Source organism: Ruegeria sp. CDSB113 (assembly GCF_059611045.1).
Window position 1 is genome coordinate 119,311 of record NZ_JBXWOU010000005.1, and the last position, 18,663, is coordinate 137,973.

Below are 18,663 nucleotides of genomic sequence, written 5' to 3' on the forward strand. Positions count from 1 at the left end.
ATTATTTTCCTTCAATGCTCAGCGCTTCGTCGACCAGCGCTGCTTGTTGGGCTTTGTGTTGGCTGGCCAGACCCGTCGCGGGAGAAGCCGATGTGGAGCGGCCGACATAACGCGGCCGAGTGTGCTTGGCGCCGATGCGGGTCAGAACCCATTCGATATTCGGTTCGATAAAGGTCCAGGCACCCTGGTTCTTGGGTTCTTCCTGACACCAGATCATTTCGGCACCTTTAAAGCGCTCAAGCTCATTGATCAGCGAATGCGCCGGGAAGGGATAGAACTGCTCAATCCGCATCAGGTAGACGTCGTCGATGCCGCGCTCGTCGCGTTCTTCGAGCAGATCGTAGTAGACCTTGCCGGAACACATCACCACGCGTTTGACCTTGTCGTCCTTGACCAATTTGGTTTCCGAGTTTCCGTGTTGTGCATCGTCCCACAACACGCGGTGGAAGCTTGAACCGGTGGTGAACTCTTCTGCTGTGCTGACCGCCAGCTTGTGGCGCAGTAACGATTTGGGCGTCACCAGGATCAGCGGCTTGCGGAAGGTCCGGTGCAGCTGACGGCGCAGGATGTGGAAATAGTTCGCAGGGGTCGTGCAGTTGGCCACGATCCAGTTGTCCTGACCACACATCTGCAGGAACCGTTCCAGACGTGCTGACGAGTGTTCAGGCCCCTGACCTTCGAAGCCGTGTGGCAACAGGCAAACCAGACCGGACATACGTAGCCATTTGCTTTCGCCCGAGCTGATGAACTGGTCGAACATGATTTGTGCGCCGTTGGCAAAATCACCGAACTGCGCTTCCCACAGGGTTAGTGCATTTGGTTCCGCCAGTGAGAATCCATATTCAAAGCCCAGCACCGCATATTCGCTGAGCATCGAGTCGATCACATCGTATTTCGACTGGCCCTCACGAATGTTGTTCAGTGGGTAGTACCGTTCTTCAGTTTCCTGATGTATGAAACCCGAGTGACGCTGACTGAACGTCCCGCGCGTCGCATCCTGCCCTGACAGTCGCACCGGATAGCCTTCGGTCAGCAGAGAGCCAAAGGCCAGGGCCTCACCAGTCGCCCAGTCAAACCCTTTGCCGCTTTCGAACATCTGTTTCTTTTGATCCAAAAGACGTGAGACGGTACGGTGCACTGCGATATCTGCTGGTGTGTGGCTCAGCGCGTTGCCAATCTGCGCCAGCGTTTCCGGTTTAATTGCCGTGTCGCCGCGGACATATTCATCTTTGTTCTTGTCCAGATGCGACCAGCGCCCGTCCAGCCAGTCAGCCTTGTTGGGCTTATAGTCTTTGCCCGCCTCGAACTCATCATTCAGATGCGCCTGGAAGGCGGCCTTCATATCCTCGATTTCGCCTTCTGGGATCAGGCCGTCTTTGACCAGGCGCTCGGTATACAGCGACAGCGTGGTCTTATGCGTCTTGATCTTCTTGTACATGATCGGGTTGGTGAACATGGGCTCATCGCCCTCGTTATGTCCGAACCGGCGATAGCAGAAGATGTCGATAACCACGTCCTTGTGGAACTTCTGCCGGAATTCGGTCGCAACCTTGGCGGCATGCGTTACAGCCTCGGGATCGTCGCCATTCACGTGGAAGATCGGTGCTTCAACCATCAGGGCGATATCGGTGGGGTAGGGGCTGGAGCGGCTGAAATGCGGCGCGGTGGTAAAGCCAATCTGGTTGTTCACCACGATATGCATCGTGCCGCCGGTCTTATGACCCTTAAGGCCGGACAGGCCAAAGCCTTCGGCGACAACACCTTGACCCGCAAAGGCCGCATCGCCGTGCAGCAGGATGCCCATCACCTTGGTCCGGTCTTCGTCACCCAACTGATCCTGCTTGGCGCGAACCTTGCCCAGAACAACCGGGTTCACAGCCTCAAGGTGGGAGGGGTTTGCAGTCAGCGACAGATGGACACTGTTGCCATTGAATTCACGGTCGCTGGACGCGCCGAGGTGGTACTTCACATCGCCTGAACCATCCACATCTTCGGGTTTGAAGCTGCCGCCCTGGAACTCGTTGAAGATGGCGCGATAAGGCTTGCGCATCACGTTGGCCAGAATGTTCAGGCGGCCACGGTGGGGCATACCGATGACAATGTCGCTGACACCCAGCGCACCGCCGCGCTTGATGATCTGCTCCATCGCGGGGATCAAGGCTTCGCCGCCGTCCAAACCGAAACGCTTGGTGCCCATGTATTTTACATGCAGGAACTTCTCGAAGCCTTCGGCCTCAACCATCTTGTTCAGGATCGCCTTGCGGCCTTCCTTGGTGAACTGGATTTCCTTGCCGTACCCTTCAATCCGTTCCTTCAGCCACGCGGCTTCTTCCGGATTTGAGATATGCATGTACTGCAGCGCGAACGTGCCGCAATAGGTCCGTTTTACGATCTCGACAATCTGGCGCATGCTGGCCATCTGCAAACCCAGCACGTTGTCGATAAAGATCGGGCGATCCATGTCGGCTTCGGTGAAGCCATACGTCCTGGGGTCCAATTCCGGGTGGTTGCTGGCGGCGCGCATGCCCAACGGGTCCAGATCGGCGGCCAGATGACCCCGGATACGATAAGCCCGGATCAACATCAGCGCCCGCAGACTGTCCAGCACCGCGCGTTTGATCTGGTCCTCGCTGACCTGAACGCCCTTGGCCTCGGCCTTGTCCTTGATCTTGTCGCCTGCCGCCTTGGCATCGATTTCGGCCCATTCGCCCGTCAACGCTCCGGTCAGATCATCCGTCGGCATCGGAGGCCAGTCGGTCCGAGCCCAGGATGGCCCTTCGGCCTCGCGCTGGACGTCCGGCGTGGCGTCGCCCATCGCCCGGAAAAACTCGACCCAGGCCGCATCTACTGCGTTCGGGTCCTTGGCGTACTGGGCATAAAGCTGCTCCAGATATTCAGCATTATGCCCCTGCATAAAGCTTGAGGCATGAAAGGCAGAATTGGGCGTGTGTTCGGTCATTGGGCTACCTCTGTTGGGTTGGGACCGTATTGGTTGGTGCCTGGCTGGCTGGGGCGGGTCAGCCACCACAGAACCAGGAGGGGCGACACAAACAAAACAAGCAGTGTCGGAATGATGATTAGCAGAGTGGCGCGGGTGAACAGGATGTCCAGATTGCCGCCATGCTGGAAATGGGATGCGAGCCCGATGCCAAAGATCAGCACCGCAAACGCGCCGACAATCAACAGGATCGGAAGCAAGGCGAAAAGCCCGCTGCGCCCGGTGTCATGCATCCGTCGCCACGCGACGGCCAGATGCGGGATGAACACGATCAAGGCTACGATGCTTTGCACCGGCTGGTTGGATGTCGCGGTGACTTGTTTGACTTCATCGGTCTGCGTCGTGGCGACCTGTGTAAAGAACTGCCAGTCGATGATGCCGGCGATAAAACTCCAGATCACGATGAACAGGAAAAAGAACCAGTATTCGGGCCGCGAGGCACGACCCGAGAAAGTGAAGAACTTGGAGAAACAAGTGCGGATGGCGTCGGAGAAGGTCATGGTTTGCCTAACCCCGTTTTCCGTTTGATCTCCAGTGCAAATGCGGCCTTGGGTTTTCTCCCATAGTCGGCGCTAAACTGTACCTCATCATATCGATGAAACTGAGTTATCGCATCGCCAGCGGCAAGTTGAGGTTCCAGTACAGGCCGATCAACCAAAAAGCCGAGTTTCACAAGCAGGGCCATTGTGCCTTTAAACGGTTTATGTGGTGGATCATCGAAAGTGGATACAGTCACAACCCGAGAAGGACCAAATTCGGATTCGTGTGTTTCATCATCGAAATCCCAAATCGCGCCCTTGATCTTGGTTGCGTCGTCTTGCGAAGAACTAAAGTACCTACAACCTAGTACTTCTCCGGGGCTTCTACTTTGGTCGTAGATCATCAAAAAAGCTTGAGGTTCTTCCTTCCACAACAGCGCATCATAAACACCACGGTTTGAAACCTCAAAGATGGCGTCCATATGCTCGTGCATGTCGGGCAAAACGCCGGACCCCGTGTCTAAGCCCATCGTATTGTACCTTTGATCGAGCAGAGCGTGAAAAAGGTAACCGTCTGCAACAAGCTCTGGTATCAAATCAGGATAAGGCGCTCTGAACGCCGTCCATCCACGCTTGTGGAATTCTTCTGCAACGGATGCTCGATCACTTGATGCCCAAGTGCACAGATCAAAAACATCCCGAGTCGGTTTTGTAAATGCGGGATCAGATTTCGCAGTGCTTGAGGTTACCAAAAACAAGGCAAACATGGTAGACACCAAGAAAAGATCCAAGCGAGAGAATTTCTCCTCTCGCTGGATCCTACAGTATTCTTGGTGCGGCAGCATTGTTACCCAATCGCTTCCAGCACAGCCTCACCCAGCTGCGCAGGGCTTTCCGCCACGACGATACCGGCTGAGCGCATGGCCTCGATCTTGTCCTCGGCACCGCCTTTGCCACCGGCGACGATCGCGCCTGCGTGGCCCATGCGGCGGCCCGGAGGAGCCGTGCGGCCAGCGATGAAACCAGCAGTCGGTTTAGAACGGCCCTTCTTGGCCTCATCCGCCAGGAACTGCGCGGCTTCTTCCTCGGCCGAGCCACCGATCTCACCGATCATGATGATCGAGTGGGTTTCGTCATCGGCCAGGAACCATTCCAACACGTCGATATGCTCGGTGCCTTTGATCGGGTCGCCGCCGATGCCCACACAGGTGGACTGACCCAAGCCTACGTCTGTTGTCTGTTTCACAGCTTCATAAGTAAGCGTACCCGAGCGGGAAACGACACCCACGCTCCCGCGTTTGTGAATGTGGCCGGGCATGATGCCGATCTTGCAGGCGTCGGGCGTGATCACACCGGGGCAGTTCGGCCCGATCAGGCGTGATTTGCTGCCTTCCAGCGCGCGCTTCACCTTCATCATGTCCAGAACCGGGATGCCTTCGGTGATGCAGACGATCACTTCCATCTCGGCGTCAATCGCTTCCAGGATCGAGTCCGCTGCAAACGGCGGCGGTACATAGATCACGCTGGCATTGGCTTCGGTCACATGCTTGGCCTCGTGGACCGAGTTGAACACGGGCAGGTCAAGATGCGTCATCCCGCCTTTGCCGGGGGTCACGCCACCCACCATCTTGGTGCCATAAGCAATGGCCTGTTCGCTGTGGAATGTGCCCTGAGAGCCGGTAAAGCCCTGACAGATCACTTTGGTATTTTCGTCGATGAGGACTGCCATTCTAGGCCTCCATTTTGATTTGTGTAAGCGCGCCGGCGAGTGAATTCACCGGTGTCGCAATTCGCGTTGTCTTTGTTTCATGAGCCATTCTTCCGCCGATCCAATGCGTCAATAACCTGATCTCTGGACCAAATCCCCAACGAGCGTTGATCTCTGCCTTCGGTCGATTGAAGAAATTCAGGATCGAGGTTGATCTCACCAGTCTCTTCAATCGTTTCGATCGGATCGGAGAAATTGAATGGCGCGACGCAGGGGTTGAACCTTTTGAACCCAGCGTTGTTCTTCAGCCGTTCATTGATCGGGACGTAGTGCATGGTGGTCAGCAGGTATGGTGTCTCGCTTCTGACGAAGTTCTCAAAGAACACCCACCGCAGCCACCATTTCAGGTGAAAAAGGCAATCCCGGCACATCATCAGGTCAACCTGGGGCAGCGTGTCGGAAGTTACATCCAGATGGACAAACTCGCGACCCGGCGCTGCATGTTTTTCTTGAACGGACTGAACCACCTCGAGAGATATATCTCCGCCAATGTAACTCAGACCAGTCAAGTCAACTTCCTGCATCCACGTCCAGTCACCACAGGGCGCGTCAAGAAATGTCTTCACCTTGTACCGCTCAAAGATATCCGGAAGAGCCCGGCGAAGCGGCGCGGTTGCCTCAAGCGTTGAGCCATTGCCCGAGCGCGGGACATTCCGCCCCGCCCAACTCTTGCTCTCGAACGCATTTCTAACACCGCTACGCATCACACACTTTCTTCGGATCCCGAGAAATGAACCGGCTTATCTAACTCAGCCTTTAACCGCCTTCACGATCTTCTCGGCACCGTCTTTCAGGTTGTCCGCTGCGATCACGTCCAGGCCAGAGGTGTTGATGATCTCTTTGCCCTTCTCAACGTTCGTGCCTTCCAGACGCACGACCAGCGGAACCTTCAGGCCGACCTCTTTCACCGCGGCGACAACACCCTCGGCGATGACGTCACAGCGCATGATGCCGCCGAAGATGTTGACCAGAATGCCTTTGACCTGCGGGTCAGAGGTGATGATCTTGAACGCTTCGGTCACTTTCTCTTTGGTCGCGCCGCCGCCCACGTCGAGGAAGTTGGCAGGCTCAGCCCCATACAGCTTGATGATGTCCATGGTCGCCATCGCCAGGCCGGCACCGTTGACCATGCAGCCGATCTCACCGTCCAGTGCGATGTAGTTCAGGTCGTACTTAGAGGCTTCCAATTCCTTGGGGTCTTCCTCGGTCGTGTCGCGCAGCTCGGCAATATCCGGATGGCGGTAGACCGCGTTACCGTCAAAGCCGACTTTGGCGTCCAGCACTTTCAGGTCACCCTTGTCGGACACGATCAGCGGGTTGATTTCCAGCATCTCCATGTCCTTCTCGACGAAGGCGGCGTATAGCTGGCTCATCAGTTTGACGCACTGTTTGACCTGCGCGCCCTCCAGGCCCAGCGAGAAGGCGATGCGGCGGCCATGATAGGGCTGATAGCCTGTTGCCGGATCGACCGAGAAGGACAGGATTTTCTCGGGCGTTGCCGCGGCAACCTCTTCGATGTCCATGCCACCTTCGGTCGAACACACAAATGAGATGCGGCTGGTCTGGCGATCCACCAGCAGGGCCAGGTACAGTTCACGCTCGATGCCGGAACCGGCTTCGATGTAGATGCGGTTGACTTGCTTGCCGGCGGGGCCGGTTTGATGTGTGACCAGCGTACGGCCCAGCATCTTCTTGGCTTCCTCGGATGCTTCTTCCACCGACTTGGTCAGACGGACACCGCCTTTTTCACCGGCGTCAGCCTCTTTGAAGGAGCCCTTGCCGCGGCCACCCGCGTGGATCTGTGCTTTGACAACCCAGAGCGGGCCATCCAGTTCACCGGCTGCGGTTTTGGCTTCCTCAGCGCGCAGTACCGCGCGACCTTCGGAGACCGGAGCGCCATAGCTGCGAAGAAGCGCTTTGGCCTGATATTCGTGAATGTTCATCGAAACTGTCCTGTCTGACTGCGTTACACCGTTATAGGGGTGTCTAGGGGGTAAGTTTAAAGGGTTTTTTGACAGGGAAGCAGTTTTTCACGAAGATTTTCATTATTTGTGATCACGGTTTTTTTGGGTGTGATCACAAAAGGCAATGAAGGTCACCCCTTTGATTCGTCGTCGATGACGGCCTTTAGAATAAAGAGAGAATTCAGCTAGCGCTAAACCTAGCCAGTCCGCCGAGACGGCGGATTCAAACGTTTACATGGCAGCTGTGTCGGGGACATGTGGATTCAATGGCGCCGTAATCGTCCAAAGAAAGACCCGGCTCACCAAAGGTAAACCGGGTTCTGAATTACCGCTGAAGAGGGATCAGGCCAGCGAGCTGTCGATGCCCTTGCAAGCTTCGATCAGGCCTTTGACGGCGTTGACCGAATTGTCGAACCCGGCCTGTTCGTCTTCGTTCAGCTTGATGTCGACGATCCGTTCGACGCCACCGGCACCGATCACGGTAGGTACGCCTACATAGAGACCGTCAACTCCCAGCTCGCCGCTGCAGTATGCGGCGCAAGGCAGTACGCGCTTCTGGTCTTTCAGATAGGCTTCGGCCATTTCGATCGCCGAAGTGGCAGGTGCGTAGTAGGCCGAACCGGTTTTCAGCAGGCCAACGATCTCGGCGCCGCCGTCACGGGTACGCTGAACGATGGCGTCCAGCTTGTCCTGTGTGGTCCAGCCCATCTCGACCAGATCGGGTAGGGGGATGCCTGCTACGGTCGAATAACGCACCGACGGCACCATTGTGTCGCCGTGGCCGCCCAGAACAAACGCGGTGACGTCGCGCATCGAGACGTTGAACTCTTCCGACAGGAAGTGCGCGAAGCGGGCTGAGTCCAGAACGCCAGCCATGCCACAGACCTTGTTGTGCGGCAGGCCCGAGAACTCACGCAGAGCCCAGACCATCGCGTCCAGCGGGTTGGTGATGCAGATCACGAACGCGTCGGGTGCGTGGGCTGCAATGCCTTCACCGACCGACTTCATGACTTTCAGGTTGATGCCCAGCAGGTCATCGCGGCTCATGCCGGGTTTGCGGGCGACGCCAGCGGTGACGATGCAGACGTCTGCGCCTGCGATATCGGCATAGTCGCTGGTGCCAGACATGGCTGCGTCGAACCCTTCCGAAGGGCCGGATTCGGCGATGTCGAGCGCTTTGCCCTGCGGCAGCCCGTCTGCGATGTCGAACAGGACAACGTCACCCAGTTCTTTGACAGCTGCGAGGTGCGCAAGCGTGCCGCCGATGTTCCCAGCGCCGATAAGCGCAATCTTGGGTCTGGCCATTTGGAAAATCTCCGGTCGGAATTGAAATCGCGGCTGTGCTAGTCGCTAAATGGCTTTCGCGCAAGTGTTCAGCGGCGCGGCATGCAACCGCATACCGTTTGCACTGCCTGGGCTGATTGCGCTAAACGGCCAAGGATACAGGCCGAAACCGGGGCGCTGCATGTTCGAATTGAACCTGATGTTTTTTGTTGTAGCGATCCCGGCTGTGATCTTTGCGGGTATTTCGAAGGGTGGCTTTGGCTCGGGCGTGGCCTTTGCGTCCTCATCGATTCTGGCGTTGATATTGGAGCCGGGGCAGGCACTGGCCCTGATGTTGCCGATCCTTATGGTGATCGATGTTGCGACTCTTGGACCCTACTGGAAACGCTGGAGCTGGCCGGATTCGCGCCTGTTGATCCTTGGGGCGGTGCCCGGCGTGGCGTTGGGCGCATGGCTTTATCGCGCCACCGATGATGATCTGCTGCGCCTACTGATCGGGGGGATTTCCATTGGTTTTGTCGTTTGGCACGTCAGTCAATCCAAAGGCTGGGTGCGCGGCTTTACAAACAGACTGCCTGCCCCCGCCGGGCTGTTCGCTGGGCTGGTTGCTGGCTTCACCAGCTTTGTCAGCCATGCGGGCGGTCCGCCAGCCGCCGTTTATCTGCTGTCGCAACGCCTGTCGAAGACCGAGTTTCAGGCCAGTACTGTATTGGCCTTCTGGGTCATCAACATCACGAAATTTGTGCCTTACGCCTATCTCGGCCTTTTCACATGGCACACCGCTTGGGCCGACCTGTTGCTGACCCCGTTTGCGATTCTTGGGGCGTGGCTGGGGGTGCGGGCGCATTTCATGCTGTCCGAGCGCCTGTTTTTTGGCATTGCTTACGTTTTGCTGACGCTCACAGGCAGTAAGTTGATCTGGGACGCTTTGACCTGATCAGACGTTGGGCGGCAGGGCTTCGGCGGTCATTTCATAAGCCTGACCCGAGGCAACAAGGCAGGTCATGCCATCCGGCAGTGTCACGGTGATCGTCCAGCTGCCGCTTTGGTCCGACGCATAAAGCTCCATCACCGCGCCTTGACGCGCGATGCCGATCCCCTGGCGCGTTTCACCGTAAGTTTCGGTCAGCTGTTTGATCACCTCGTCACGTGGGGCGCAGTTGCGGGCGTGGGCCTGTTGTGCAGCCAGAACCATGATTCCGAGGCCCATCGTCATCTTCAGCAGTGTCTTGTGCATCTTCGACCCTTTTCGATTTCATTTGCCGGTCAGGATGCCGCCCTTGGACCGAAATCCGGTTAAAGAAACGCACGTTGCGTCGCGAATGCTGCGATGCGGCGATTTTGCGCTTGAACTTTCCGACAAAAAATGCCCCATTCCGCGCAACTTTATTTCCTCGGGAGAAGCCAATGGACCCGCGCCAGCGCCCCTATCGCTCTGTTCTTTACATCCCCGGTTCGAAAGACCGGGCGCTGGACAAGGCACGCACTTTGCCTGTGGACGCGATCATTTTTGATCTTGAAGACGCGGTTTCTGCCGATGAGAAGGGCAATGCACGCGAAACGCTTAAGGCGGCTCTGGCCGCGGGCGGCTATGGGGAACGGGTCAAGATCGTGCGCATCAACGGTCTGGATACCGAATGGGGCCGTGCTGACGCCGAGGCCGTGCGCGAGATGGATGCCGATGTGGTCCTGCTGCCCAAGGTGAATTCAGCTGCGGACGTGGACGCGCTGGCCGCGATTACCGGTGACCTGCCAATCTGGGCAATGATGGAAACCCCTCGCGGGATGCTCAACGCGGCCGAGATTGCCGCCCATCCGCTAATGGCGGGGTTTGTCATGGGTACAAATGATCTGGCCAAGGAGTTGCAAAGCCGCTTCCGCCCGGATCGCCTGCCCTTGATGACTTCTCTGGGCCTGTGTCTGCTAGCCGCCAGGGCCGAGGGGCTGATCGTTGTCGATGGTGTCTACAACGCATTCAAGGACGCCGAAGGTCTAGCCGCCGAATGTGCGCAAGGCCGCGACATGGGTTTTGACGGCAAAACCCTGATCCATCCCGCACAGGTCGATGTCACCAACGCAGCCTATGCCCCATCGGAGACCGAGATCGATCTGGCCCGTCGCCAAATTGCCGCTTTTGAAGAAGTTGAGGGGCAAGGGCAGGGCGTTGCCGTGGTCGACGGCAAGATCGTTGAAAATCTGCACGTTGTAACTGCCCGCGAAATTCTGGCAAAAGCGGAGGCGATTACAGCTTTGCAAGCGGGGTAAGCCAGCATGGGCTTTGTTCTTCTCATTCTCGGTGTGGCACTTTGGTGGGCCGCGCATTTGTTCAAACGTGTGATGCCAGAGCGTCGCGCTGCGATGGGCGACGCCGGCAAGGGCGCGGTCGCTTTGGCCTTGGTGGCGTCGATCTTGCTGATGATCTTCGGCTATCGCATGACCGACTTCATCTATGTCTGGGCCCCGCCTGCCTTCATGATTCACATCAACAACCTGCTGGTGTTGATCGCGATCTTCATGTTGAGCCCCGCCGGAACCAAGGGCCGTATTCTGAACAAGCTCCGCCATCCGATGCTGGGCGGGTTTAAATTGTGGGCTTTCGCCCATTTGCTGGTGAATGGAGATCTGGCCTCGATCATCCTGTTTGGCGGATTGTTGGCCTGGGCTGTGGTTGAGGTGATCGTAATCAACAAGTCTGAACCTGACTGGACGCCCGGTGAACCCGGCACCTATGGCAAAGACGCGATGTTCTTTGTGGCCTCGATCGTGCTGCTGGGTGTCATCGGTTACGTTCACGGGCTAGTCGGCCCGTCGCCGTTCCCCTCGTAAGGATCTGACATCATGGCAAAACTCTACCGTTTATTGACCGAAGAAGACACCTCGGCCTTCTGCCACAAAGTAACAGACGCATTGGCAAAAGGGTGGGAGCTATATGGCGACCCGTCCTATGCCTATGACGAAAACAGCCGCATGATGCGTTGCGCGCAAGCCGTGACCAAAGAGGTCGAGGCCAACTATTCACCTGACATGAAACTGGGACAGCAATAATGGCAAAAACCAATCCGGGCCGCTTTTTTGAGGACTATTCCATTGGTCAGGTGTTGCACCATGCCGTGCCGCGCACGGTGACCAATGGCGAGCGGGCGCTGTACCACGCGCTCTATCCGGCGCGGCATGCGCTGTATTCCTCGGACGAGTTCGCCCGGAATTGTGGTCTGCCGCAAAGCCCGATTGATGATCTTGCTGCATTCCACGTCGTGTTTGGCAAGACTGTCCCTGATGTGTCGCTGAATGCGGTCGCCAATCTGGGGTATGCTGAAGGGCGCTGGCTTAAGCCGGTCTATCCCGACGATACCTTGCGTTCGGAATCCGAGGTTATTGGTCTCAAACAGAACTCGAACGGCAAGACCGGTGTTGTCTGGGTGCGCACGCGCGGTCTGAACCAGCGCGATGAGGTTGTCATCGAATACGTGCGTTGGGTCATGGTGCGGAAATCGGATCTGGATGCGCCCGCGCCCGAGACTTTGGTGCCTGAACTGAAAAAGGCGCTGGACGCGAAGGATCTGATCGCGCCCGAGGGCCTTGATTTCTCTCAGTACGATTTTGCTCAGGCTGGTGAGGCGCATCGCTGGGGCGACTATGAGATTGGCGAGACCATTGATCACGTCGATGGCGTCACGGTCGAAGAGGCCGAGCATATGCTGGCCACCCGCCTGTGGCAGAACACCGCCAAGGTGCATTTCGATCTGACCTTCCGCCCTGAAGGGCGGCTGATCTATGGCGGTCACGTGATTTCCATGGCGCGGACCCTGTCGTTCAACGGGTTGGCTAACGCACAGATGATCGTTGGCCTGAACGGTGGCGCGCACGCGAACCCCTGCTTTGCAGGCGATACGATCAAAGCCTGGTCCGAAGTTCTGGATAAGGTGGAAACTGCCATTCCGGGTGTTGGTGCGGTTCGCCTGCGGTTGGTCGCCACAAAGGGCGGCGTGCCGTTTGAATTGAAAAACGAAGACGGTCGGTATCTGCCCAATGTCCTGCTTGATCTGGATTACTGGGCCCTGATGCCGATCTGACACTAGTGGTGACATTCATTTGATCGCAGCCAGCGCCAATCGTGTTAGGCTGTGGTCATGACCTTGCTTCGCACGATAGCTGCCTGCGCCTGTCTGACGCCACCCGCTTATGCCTGCGATCTGGCATTGGCCCTGGCCGTAGATGTCTCGGGTTCGGTGGATTCGACCGAGTATCGAATTCAGATGGATGGCCTTGCTGCGGGGTTGCGCGATCCAATTGTGTCCGAGGCGCTGGTGCGCGGGAAAGCCCGCGTGATGCTGGTGCAATGGACAGGGTCCTCTCGTCAGATGGTCACCGTCCCGTGGACACATATCGACAGTTTCGAGGCAATTGATCAGTTTGCTGCAAAAGTGGCCAACGATCCAAGGGTCTGGCGCAACTTTTCCACCGCAATTGGCGAGGCGCTGGAATCGACCATGTCTTATTTCGATACGGTGTCAGATTGCAAACGCCACCTGATCGATATCTCTGGCGATGGGGTGTCGAACGAGGGGGTTGAACCATCGGACGTCCACAGAATTCTGCGGACACGCGGTGTGACGGTGAACGCGATTGCAATCGAAGAAAGCGAACCGGATCTGACCGCATATTTCTTTGAAAATGTGATCGTAGGCGAGGGGGCGTTTGTCGTCTCAGCCTCAGGGTTTGCTGATTATCCCGAGCGGATTCGTAAGAAACTGCTGCGCGAGGTGACCCAGCAAACCGCTGATTTGAAATAGCCGCACAACAGAATCGAATCTGAAGGCGCTAACATCGTGATGGATGGAAAACATTTTGTGATCACGAGTTTATTTTGTGTGATCACATAATGCAAATATCCGTCATTTTGCGTCAATTGTGAACTTTTTTGCATCTGCAGCACGTGACAGAACCGCAAAAAACAGTAAAACCTTCGGAAGCCAACCGTAAAGGAGCCAACATGGCCGATGTAAATCGGGGCAACCGCCCTCTTTCACCTCACCTCACGATCTACCGCCCCCAACTGACTTCGATGACATCGATCCTTGTGCGCATCACGGGTATTGCGTCGCTAGCGATCGCATTCTTTGTCGTCTGGTGGTTTCTGGCGGCGGCAACGTCCGAAACGGCATTCAACTTCATCGATGGGCTGATGAGAAGCTGGCTGGGTGATCTGGTGATGTTCGCTGCGACTTGGGCGATCTTCTATCACATGCTGGGTCGTCTGCGTCACGTGATCTGGGATCTGGGCTATTGCGTGGACGTCGGTATCTCCGAAAAGATGGGGATCGGCATGCTGGTGCTGGCCACGATCCTCGCTTTCATCACAGCAATTGCGGTTTAAGGAGACTGGCCATGAATTACCTCACTGACCGCAAACGCGCGCAGGGTGCCGGTGCTGGCGGCGCGGGCACACATCATCACTGGCAGATGATGGTCAGCTCAACCGCTCTGGTCCTTTTGGTGCCCCTTTTTGTTTTCGTCTTCGCAAACGGCTTGGGCAGATCATACGAAGAGGTTCTGGCCTATTACAGCCGCCCATTCCCGGCGATTGTGACTGGCCTGACGATGGTCGTCGTCATCCTGCATCTGGTGCGTGAGACCCAAGTTGCGATCGAAGACTATGTCCACGGTGTTGCAGAAAAACTGAGCCTCATGGCCGTCGCGGCGTTTGGCTACACATTGATGGCTGCAGGGCTGCTTGCCCTGATCAAGCTGGCTCTGTGAAACGCGCGGTAAGGAAATAATCAAATGACAGCTGCATACGAATACGAAACACACGAATATGACGTGGTTGTTGTCGGCGCTGGCGGCGCTGGTCTGCGCGCCACACTGGGCATGGCAGAACAAGGTCTGCGCACGGCATGTGTCACGAAGGTGTTCCCGACACGCTCACACACAGTTGCCGCGCAGGGCGGTATCGCCGCATCTCTGTCCAACATGGGCCCGGACCACTGGCAGTGGCACATGTACGACACCGTCAAAGGCTCGGACTGGCTGGGTGACACCGACGCGATGGAATACCTTGCGCGTGAAGCGCCTAAGGCTGTGTACGAGCTGGAACACTATGGCGTGCCGTTCAGCCGGACTGAGGAAGGCAAGATCTATCAGCGTCCCTTCGGCGGTCACACGACCGAATTTGGTGAAGGCCCCGCCGTGCAGCGGACCTGTGCGGCTGCTGACCGGACCGGCCACGCGATCCTGCACACGCTGTACGGTCAGTCGCTGAAGAACAACGCCGAGTTTTATATCGAATACTTCGCCATCGACCTGATCATGTCCGACGACGGGCAGTGTCAGGGTGTCGTCTGCTGGAAGCTGGACGACGGCACGATGCATGTCTTCAACGCCAAAATGGTGGTGCTGGCAACCGGCGGTTACGGCCGCGCCTATTTCAGCGCAACATCGGCCCATACCTGCACCGGCGATGGTGGCGGCATGGTGGCCCGCGCGGGTCTGGCCCTGCAGGATATGGAATTCGTTCAATTCCACCCGACCGGCATTTACGGCTCTGGCTGTCTGATCACCGAAGGCGCGCGCGGTGAAGGCGGTTACCTGACCAACGCCGAAGGCGAACGGTTCATGGAGCGCTATGCGCCCCAGTACAAGGACCTCGCACCCCGCGATTATGTCTCGCGTTCGATGACAATGGAGATCCGCGAAGGCCGCGGCCATGGTGACGGTGGCGACCACATTCACCTGAACCTCAGCCACCTGCCGGCCGAGGCGCTGGCAGAGCGCCTGCCGGGGATTTCGGAATCGGCGCGGGTTTTTGCGGGCGTAGACGTCACCAAGGAACCGATCCCGGTTCTGCCGACCGTGCACTACAACATGGGCGGCATTCCGACCAACTACTGGGGTGAGGTTCTGAACCCGACCGCTGACAACCCGACGGGCGTTGTCCCCGGCCTGATGGCTGTCGGTGAAGCAGGCTGTGCTTCGGTCCACGGGGCGAACCGTCTGGGTTCGAACTCACTGATCGACCTCGTGGTGTTTGGCCGCGCTGCTGCAATCAAAGCGGGCAAGGTTGTGGATGCCGAGGCACCGAACCCGGTGCTGAACCAGGCGTCCGTCGATAAGGCGTTCGACCGCTTTGACGCGGTACGCAATGCCAGCGGTGCAATCGCGACCGCCGATCTGCGTCTTGAGATGCAGAAGACCATGCAGGAAGACGCAGCGGTCTTCCGGACAGCCAAAACCATGGCTGAGGGCGTCGACAAGATGAGGGCGATTGCCGCCAAGATGGACGACCTGAAAGTCAGCGACCGCTCGCTGGTCTGGAACAGTGATCTGATGGAAACGCTGGAGTTGACCAACCTGATGCCAAGTGCGTTGGCGACCATCGTCGGCGCTGAGGCGCGTAAGGAATCTCGCGGCGCGCACGCGCATGAGGACTTTATTGAGCGTGATGACGAAAACTGGCGCGTTCATACGGTTTCGCGTGTTGATGGCAAAAAGGTTGATCTCAGCTATCGTCCGGTCATTGCCGATCCGCTGACAACCGAAGACGAAGGCGGCATCAGCCTGAAGAAAATCGCCCCCAAAGCGCGGACGTTCTGACGCCACATAGCCTGAAGACGCGACAGAAACTGAGAGGCCGCGCAGTGAATAGTATAGTTGAGGGAAAAAGACTATACACACTCAAAGACCGTGGAACCTGTGTCTGCGACCCTGCCAGTGTTGATGTGCAAGCATGAGTGGTTTTTCCTCAAACGAATACTGGGTCAACCGTTACGTGCAGGGCAAAAACTCTGGCGCTGGCTCTTATGGCCGGTTGGCGGTTTACAAGGCCAATTTCGTCAACACCCTTGTCGAAGTTGAAGCCGTACAATCGGTTGTCGAATTGGGCAGTGGCGACGGCAACCAGGCAAGCCTTTTTGATATCCCTCAATTCACAGGCTTGGATATCTCGGAAGACTGCGTGCGCAAGTGCAATGCCCAATTCAGCGAGCGGTCAGGCTGGACGTTTCTTCCGGCAGATGCGGAGGTCGAGCCGCACGACGCTGCACTGTCCCTGGACGTCATTTATCATCTGGTCGAAGACGACGTCTTTGAGGCCTATATGAACCGGCTATTTTCTTTGGCAAAACGGTTTGTGGTGATTTATTCGTCTGATTTCGACTTTGACACAACAGACCAACATGTGCGCCATCGGGAGTATTCGACCTGGGTTGCGGACCAGTTCCCAAATTGGAAGATGTATTGCGGCGAGACAAACCCGTTCAATCGGGACGGCCACGGTAATTCCCGCAGATACAGTTTCGCTTCGTTCATAGTTTTCGAAAGGGTGCAGGATAGTGATTAGAGCGCATATGGCATCGTACCCAATACGTGAGAAAATGCTGCTGCAAGCGGTGCGCTCGATCCTTGATCAGGTCGACATGCTACACTTGTGCATGAACGAATGGAAAGAGGTTCCGCCGGAATATCGGAATCATCCCAAAGTGTCTGCATTTGTTCCCGAGGAAGATCAAAAAGATGTCGGCAAGTTTGTAACGACTCCGGATCCTGATGATATCGTATTTTTGGTCGACGACGATTTAAACTACAGTGATGAATATGTTCAGCGCATGGTCAAATGCTTGGAAAGCCACGACGCGGAAAAATTGGTCATTGGCACACATGGGTCCACTTATTCCTGTACGGCTCCGGAAAACGTTCATCAAAGAACGGCAATTAAGTTCGGCCAGCCATTGGAAAAAATGCAACGTGTGGACCAATTGGGAACAGGGGCATTGGTTGCCCTTGGCCGCAACGTTGCACCTTATGAATACATGAAAACTAGCCAGAAATTCGTGGATGTACGTTATGCGCGCTGGTTGTATGAAAACGGCATTGAAAGCTGGGTCATTGATCGTGAGGAATGGGGATTTGTCCGGCGTGTACCCACCGAAGGTGAGCACGAGACAATCTTCAAGACTTTTACTAAAAGGACGCCCCAAGCAGTTTTGGATGAAATCGCGGTTTTTGCCGGGCGTACGACGGGCGCAGTATGACGGGTGGCGCCATCTAAGCCAGTTCAGACAGCGCGCGTTTCAGTTCGCTGGATATCCGGTGTGGGCTGCGTTCAACCGCAAAGTCGAGACAGGCCTGCCGTTTTTCGGCCAGTTCTTTATCAGTCATGCTGAGCATGCGCATCATCATGCGGATCAAGCCCCTTGGGCTTTGCGCGGGATAAAGCAGATCATGACAGGCCTCTGGTGTTGTATGCTTGTGTGCATCAATGTCGGGGCCGACAATCGGCAGGCCAAAAGTCTGCGCCAGCATCGCTGTTCCCGAAGTAAAAGTGGTCGTCGACGGCAGCATATAGGCATGCGCATTTGAGAACACTTGGGCTATTTCGGAGTCGGGAATTCGTTCAGGTACAACCGTAGTATTGCGGTTTGACCGCAGGCGGCGCATCAGGCGGCGGCCGGACGGATACACCCGCCCGACGACTGATATCTGAAAGTCGTGCCCGCGATTGGTCAATTTTTTTGCGGCATCTTCCAAACGTTCCAATTCGCGGCTGCCTCGCATTGTCCCAAAGCTTAAAAAATGGGTGCGCTCGCGCAGCGGAAGGGGGCGTTTCAACGTTTGCTCTGCAGCCTCGTAAATGCCGAGATAGCTGGGGTGTGGAATGACGCGTAGTTTGTCAGGGTCAGTGTCATATTCATCGATCATATGTTGCCGGGCATGGGGCGTGTGAACGTGGATCAGATCGACAATATTCGCCAATTCCCGGCGGATATTGCGGAAATAGTCTGTCTCGCCACCTTCGGAATGCGCGAACTGATTGTGAATGGTCCAGATCACGCGCCCGCCATTGGCCTGGTATTGTCTTAGGCCGTCACAGCTGGAACGAAACTCAGATCCCTGCTCTTCCGTTTCTGGATTGGGGAATAGGCGATCGTCCCAATGGATATGAATGATGCTTTGATCGGGTTGAAAATCAGCCGTTGCAAAGGTGGACAAAGGAGCATTTTTCGAGGCGGCCAGGCAAAACTCTGGCTTGCAGGCCGAGTACATCAGGTTCTGGTACGGGTTTTTATTGCCGTAGGGGATGTTGACGACATTTATCGGCATTCGCTGTCCTGCACTCAACTGGTTTCTTCAGCGGCACGATCCTTGAACGCCGCGGGATTATTGTGGTGAACT

At 56.5% G+C, this 18,663-nt stretch carries 20 protein-coding genes; 11 read left to right on the top strand and 9 right to left on the bottom strand.

The annotated features are described in order from the left end of the window. Nucleotide 1: 1 nt before the first annotated feature. The 7 genes from AC2FIS_RS11545 to mdh all read right to left on the bottom strand — a co-directional run bounded on the left by AC2FIS_RS11545 (nt 2) and on the right by mdh (nt 8,514). Nucleotides 2–2,959 (bottom strand): 2-oxoglutarate dehydrogenase E1 component, encoded by a 2,958-nt coding sequence (locus tag AC2FIS_RS11545; protein ID WP_496773452.1) that lies wholly within the window; start codon nt 2,957–2,959, stop codon nt 2–4. After that, nucleotides 2,956–3,498, bottom strand: a complete 543-nt coding sequence (locus AC2FIS_RS11550) for a DUF805 domain-containing protein (RefSeq protein ID WP_496773453.1) — start codon at nt 3,496–3,498, stop codon at nt 2,956–2,958. The genes AC2FIS_RS11545 and AC2FIS_RS11550 overlap by 4 nt, the downstream gene beginning before the upstream one ends. Then, nucleotides 3,495–4,244: a hypothetical protein gene (locus AC2FIS_RS11555; RefSeq protein ID WP_496773454.1), complete on the bottom strand. Its 750-nt coding sequence runs from the start codon at nt 4,242–4,244 to the stop codon at nt 3,495–3,497. The genes AC2FIS_RS11550 and AC2FIS_RS11555 overlap by 4 nt, the downstream gene beginning before the upstream one ends. Nucleotides 4,245–4,324: 80 nt before the next feature. Beyond that, on the bottom strand, nt 4,325–5,206 hold the full coding sequence (gene sucD, locus AC2FIS_RS11560; RefSeq protein ID WP_058273535.1) for a succinate--CoA ligase subunit alpha: 882 nt from the start codon (nt 5,204–5,206) through the stop codon (nt 4,325–4,327). Between the two features lie 77 nt (nt 5,207–5,283). Then, the gene (locus AC2FIS_RS11565) at nt 5,284–5,949 is read right to left on the bottom strand and encodes a class I SAM-dependent methyltransferase (RefSeq protein ID WP_496773455.1); all 666 of its coding nucleotides are present in this window, start codon (nt 5,947–5,949) and stop codon (nt 5,284–5,286) included. A 45-nt stretch (nt 5,950–5,994) separates the two neighbouring features. After that, entirely contained in the window at nt 5,995–7,188 is a 1,194-nt protein-coding gene (gene sucC, locus AC2FIS_RS11570; protein WP_058278788.1) for an ADP-forming succinate--CoA ligase subunit beta, read from the bottom strand. Nucleotides 7,189–7,551: 363 nt separating this feature from the next. Further along, on the bottom strand, nt 7,552–8,514 hold the full coding sequence (gene mdh / locus AC2FIS_RS11575) for a malate dehydrogenase (RefSeq protein WP_058273532.1): 963 nt from the start codon (nt 8,512–8,514) through the stop codon (nt 7,552–7,554). Nucleotides 8,515–8,674: 160 nt separating this feature from the next. Between mdh and AC2FIS_RS11580 the strand changes: the two genes are divergently transcribed. Beyond that, nucleotides 8,675–9,430, top strand: coding sequence for a sulfite exporter TauE/SafE family protein (locus AC2FIS_RS11580; protein WP_058273684.1), 756 nt, complete (start codon nt 8,675–8,677; stop codon nt 9,428–9,430). On the opposite strand, the gene AC2FIS_RS11585 is transcribed toward AC2FIS_RS11580, so the two are convergent. After that, nucleotides 9,431–9,730 carry a hypothetical protein gene (locus tag AC2FIS_RS11585; RefSeq protein WP_496773456.1) on the bottom strand — a complete coding sequence of 100 codons (300 nt, stop codon included), beginning with the start codon at nt 9,728–9,730 and terminating at the stop codon, nt 9,431–9,433. It abuts the gene before it with no gap. Between the two features lie 170 nt (nt 9,731–9,900). Between AC2FIS_RS11585 and AC2FIS_RS11590 the strand changes: the two genes are divergently transcribed. The 10 genes from AC2FIS_RS11590 to AC2FIS_RS11635 all read left to right on the top strand — a co-directional run bounded on the left by AC2FIS_RS11590 (nt 9,901) and on the right by AC2FIS_RS11635 (nt 17,522). After that, entirely contained in the window at nt 9,901–10,758 is an 858-nt protein-coding gene (locus tag AC2FIS_RS11590) for an HpcH/HpaI aldolase/citrate lyase family protein (RefSeq protein ID WP_496773457.1), read from the top strand. Nucleotides 10,759–10,764: 6 nt separating this feature from the next. Further along, nucleotides 10,765–11,319: an NnrU family protein gene (locus AC2FIS_RS11595; protein ID WP_282120111.1), complete on the top strand. Its 555-nt coding sequence runs from the start codon at nt 10,765–10,767 to the stop codon at nt 11,317–11,319. 12 nt (nt 11,320–11,331) lie between these two features. Continuing rightward, nucleotides 11,332–11,538, top strand: coding sequence for a DUF1737 domain-containing protein (locus AC2FIS_RS11600; protein WP_496698764.1), 207 nt, complete (start codon nt 11,332–11,334; stop codon nt 11,536–11,538). Continuing rightward, nucleotides 11,538–12,566, top strand: a complete 1,029-nt coding sequence (locus AC2FIS_RS11605) for a MaoC family dehydratase (protein WP_496773459.1) — start codon at nt 11,538–11,540, stop codon at nt 12,564–12,566. Before AC2FIS_RS11600 ends, AC2FIS_RS11605 begins: the two co-directional genes overlap by 1 nt. 57 nt (nt 12,567–12,623) lie before the next feature. Next, nucleotides 12,624–13,286, top strand: a complete 663-nt coding sequence (locus AC2FIS_RS11610) for a DUF1194 domain-containing protein (RefSeq protein WP_496773460.1) — start codon at nt 12,624–12,626, stop codon at nt 13,284–13,286. A gap of 200 nt (nt 13,287–13,486) precedes the next feature. Beyond that, a complete protein-coding gene (gene sdhC / locus AC2FIS_RS11615) occupies nt 13,487–13,870 on the top strand; it encodes a succinate dehydrogenase, cytochrome b556 subunit (protein WP_058278905.1) in 384 nt (127 codons plus the stop codon). 11 nt (nt 13,871–13,881) lie between these two features. Beyond that, entirely contained in the window at nt 13,882–14,253 is a 372-nt protein-coding gene (sdhD, locus tag AC2FIS_RS11620) for a succinate dehydrogenase, hydrophobic membrane anchor protein (RefSeq protein ID WP_496773461.1), read from the top strand. 24 nt (nt 14,254–14,277) lie between these two features. Further along, nucleotides 14,278–16,086: a succinate dehydrogenase flavoprotein subunit gene (sdhA, locus tag AC2FIS_RS11625; protein ID WP_496773462.1), complete on the top strand. Its 1,809-nt coding sequence runs from the start codon at nt 14,278–14,280 to the stop codon at nt 16,084–16,086. Between the two features lie 133 nt (nt 16,087–16,219). Beyond that, nucleotides 16,220–16,831 carry a class I SAM-dependent methyltransferase gene (locus AC2FIS_RS11630; protein ID WP_496773463.1) on the top strand — a complete coding sequence of 204 codons (612 nt, stop codon included), beginning with the start codon at nt 16,220–16,222 and terminating at the stop codon, nt 16,829–16,831. A 7-nt stretch (nt 16,832–16,838) separates the two neighbouring features. Beyond that, entirely contained in the window at nt 16,839–17,522 is a 684-nt protein-coding gene (locus AC2FIS_RS11635; protein ID WP_496773464.1) for a hypothetical protein, read from the top strand. Nucleotides 17,523–17,535: 13 nt separating this feature from the next. Here AC2FIS_RS11635 and AC2FIS_RS11640 read toward each other — a convergent pair whose 3' ends face one another. After that, nucleotides 17,536–18,591: a glycosyltransferase family 4 protein gene (locus AC2FIS_RS11640; RefSeq protein WP_496773465.1), complete on the bottom strand. Its 1,056-nt coding sequence runs from the start codon at nt 18,589–18,591 to the stop codon at nt 17,536–17,538. Between the last annotated feature and the right edge of the window lie 72 nt (nt 18,592–18,663).

Bases quoted from the DNA above. Each gene is read 5' to 3' on its own strand.
- AC2FIS_RS11545 (WP_496773452.1), bottom strand. From the start codon at position 2,959: ATGACCGAACACACGCCCAATTCTGCCTTTCATGCCTCAAGCTTTATG.
- AC2FIS_RS11550 (WP_496773453.1), bottom strand. From the start codon at position 3,498: ATGACCTTCTCCGACGCCATCCGCACTTGTTTCTCCAAGTTCTTCACT.
- AC2FIS_RS11555 (WP_496773454.1), bottom strand. From the start codon at position 4,244: ATGTTTGCCTTGTTTTTGGTAACCTCAAGCACTGCGAAATCTGATCCC.
- sucD (WP_058273535.1), bottom strand. From the start codon at position 5,206: ATGGCAGTCCTCATCGACGAAAATACCAAAGTGATCTGTCAGGGCTTT.
- AC2FIS_RS11565 (WP_496773455.1), bottom strand. From the start codon at position 5,949: ATGCGTAGCGGTGTTAGAAATGCGTTCGAGAGCAAGAGTTGGGCGGGG.
- sucC (WP_058278788.1), bottom strand. From the start codon at position 7,188: ATGAACATTCACGAATATCAGGCCAAAGCGCTTCTTCGCAGCTATGGC.
- mdh (WP_058273532.1), bottom strand. From the start codon at position 8,514: ATGGCCAGACCCAAGATTGCGCTTATCGGCGCTGGGAACATCGGCGGC.
- AC2FIS_RS11580 (WP_058273684.1), top strand. From the start codon at position 8,675: ATGTTCGAATTGAACCTGATGTTTTTTGTTGTAGCGATCCCGGCTGTG.
- AC2FIS_RS11585 (WP_496773456.1), bottom strand. From the start codon at position 9,730: ATGCACAAGACACTGCTGAAGATGACGATGGGCCTCGGAATCATGGTT.
- AC2FIS_RS11590 (WP_496773457.1), top strand. From the start codon at position 9,901: ATGGACCCGCGCCAGCGCCCCTATCGCTCTGTTCTTTACATCCCCGGT.
- AC2FIS_RS11595 (WP_282120111.1), top strand. From the start codon at position 10,765: ATGGGCTTTGTTCTTCTCATTCTCGGTGTGGCACTTTGGTGGGCCGCG.
- AC2FIS_RS11600 (WP_496698764.1), top strand. From the start codon at position 11,332: ATGGCAAAACTCTACCGTTTATTGACCGAAGAAGACACCTCGGCCTTC.
- AC2FIS_RS11605 (WP_496773459.1), top strand. From the start codon at position 11,538: ATGGCAAAAACCAATCCGGGCCGCTTTTTTGAGGACTATTCCATTGGT.
- AC2FIS_RS11610 (WP_496773460.1), top strand. From the start codon at position 12,624: ATGACCTTGCTTCGCACGATAGCTGCCTGCGCCTGTCTGACGCCACCC.
- sdhC (WP_058278905.1), top strand. From the start codon at position 13,487: ATGGCCGATGTAAATCGGGGCAACCGCCCTCTTTCACCTCACCTCACG.
- sdhD (WP_496773461.1), top strand. From the start codon at position 13,882: ATGAATTACCTCACTGACCGCAAACGCGCGCAGGGTGCCGGTGCTGGC.
- sdhA (WP_496773462.1), top strand. From the start codon at position 14,278: ATGACAGCTGCATACGAATACGAAACACACGAATATGACGTGGTTGTT.
- AC2FIS_RS11630 (WP_496773463.1), top strand. From the start codon at position 16,220: ATGAGTGGTTTTTCCTCAAACGAATACTGGGTCAACCGTTACGTGCAG.
- AC2FIS_RS11635 (WP_496773464.1), top strand. From the start codon at position 16,839: ATGGCATCGTACCCAATACGTGAGAAAATGCTGCTGCAAGCGGTGCGC.
- AC2FIS_RS11640 (WP_496773465.1), bottom strand. From the start codon at position 18,591: ATGCCGATAAATGTCGTCAACATCCCCTACGGCAATAAAAACCCGTAC.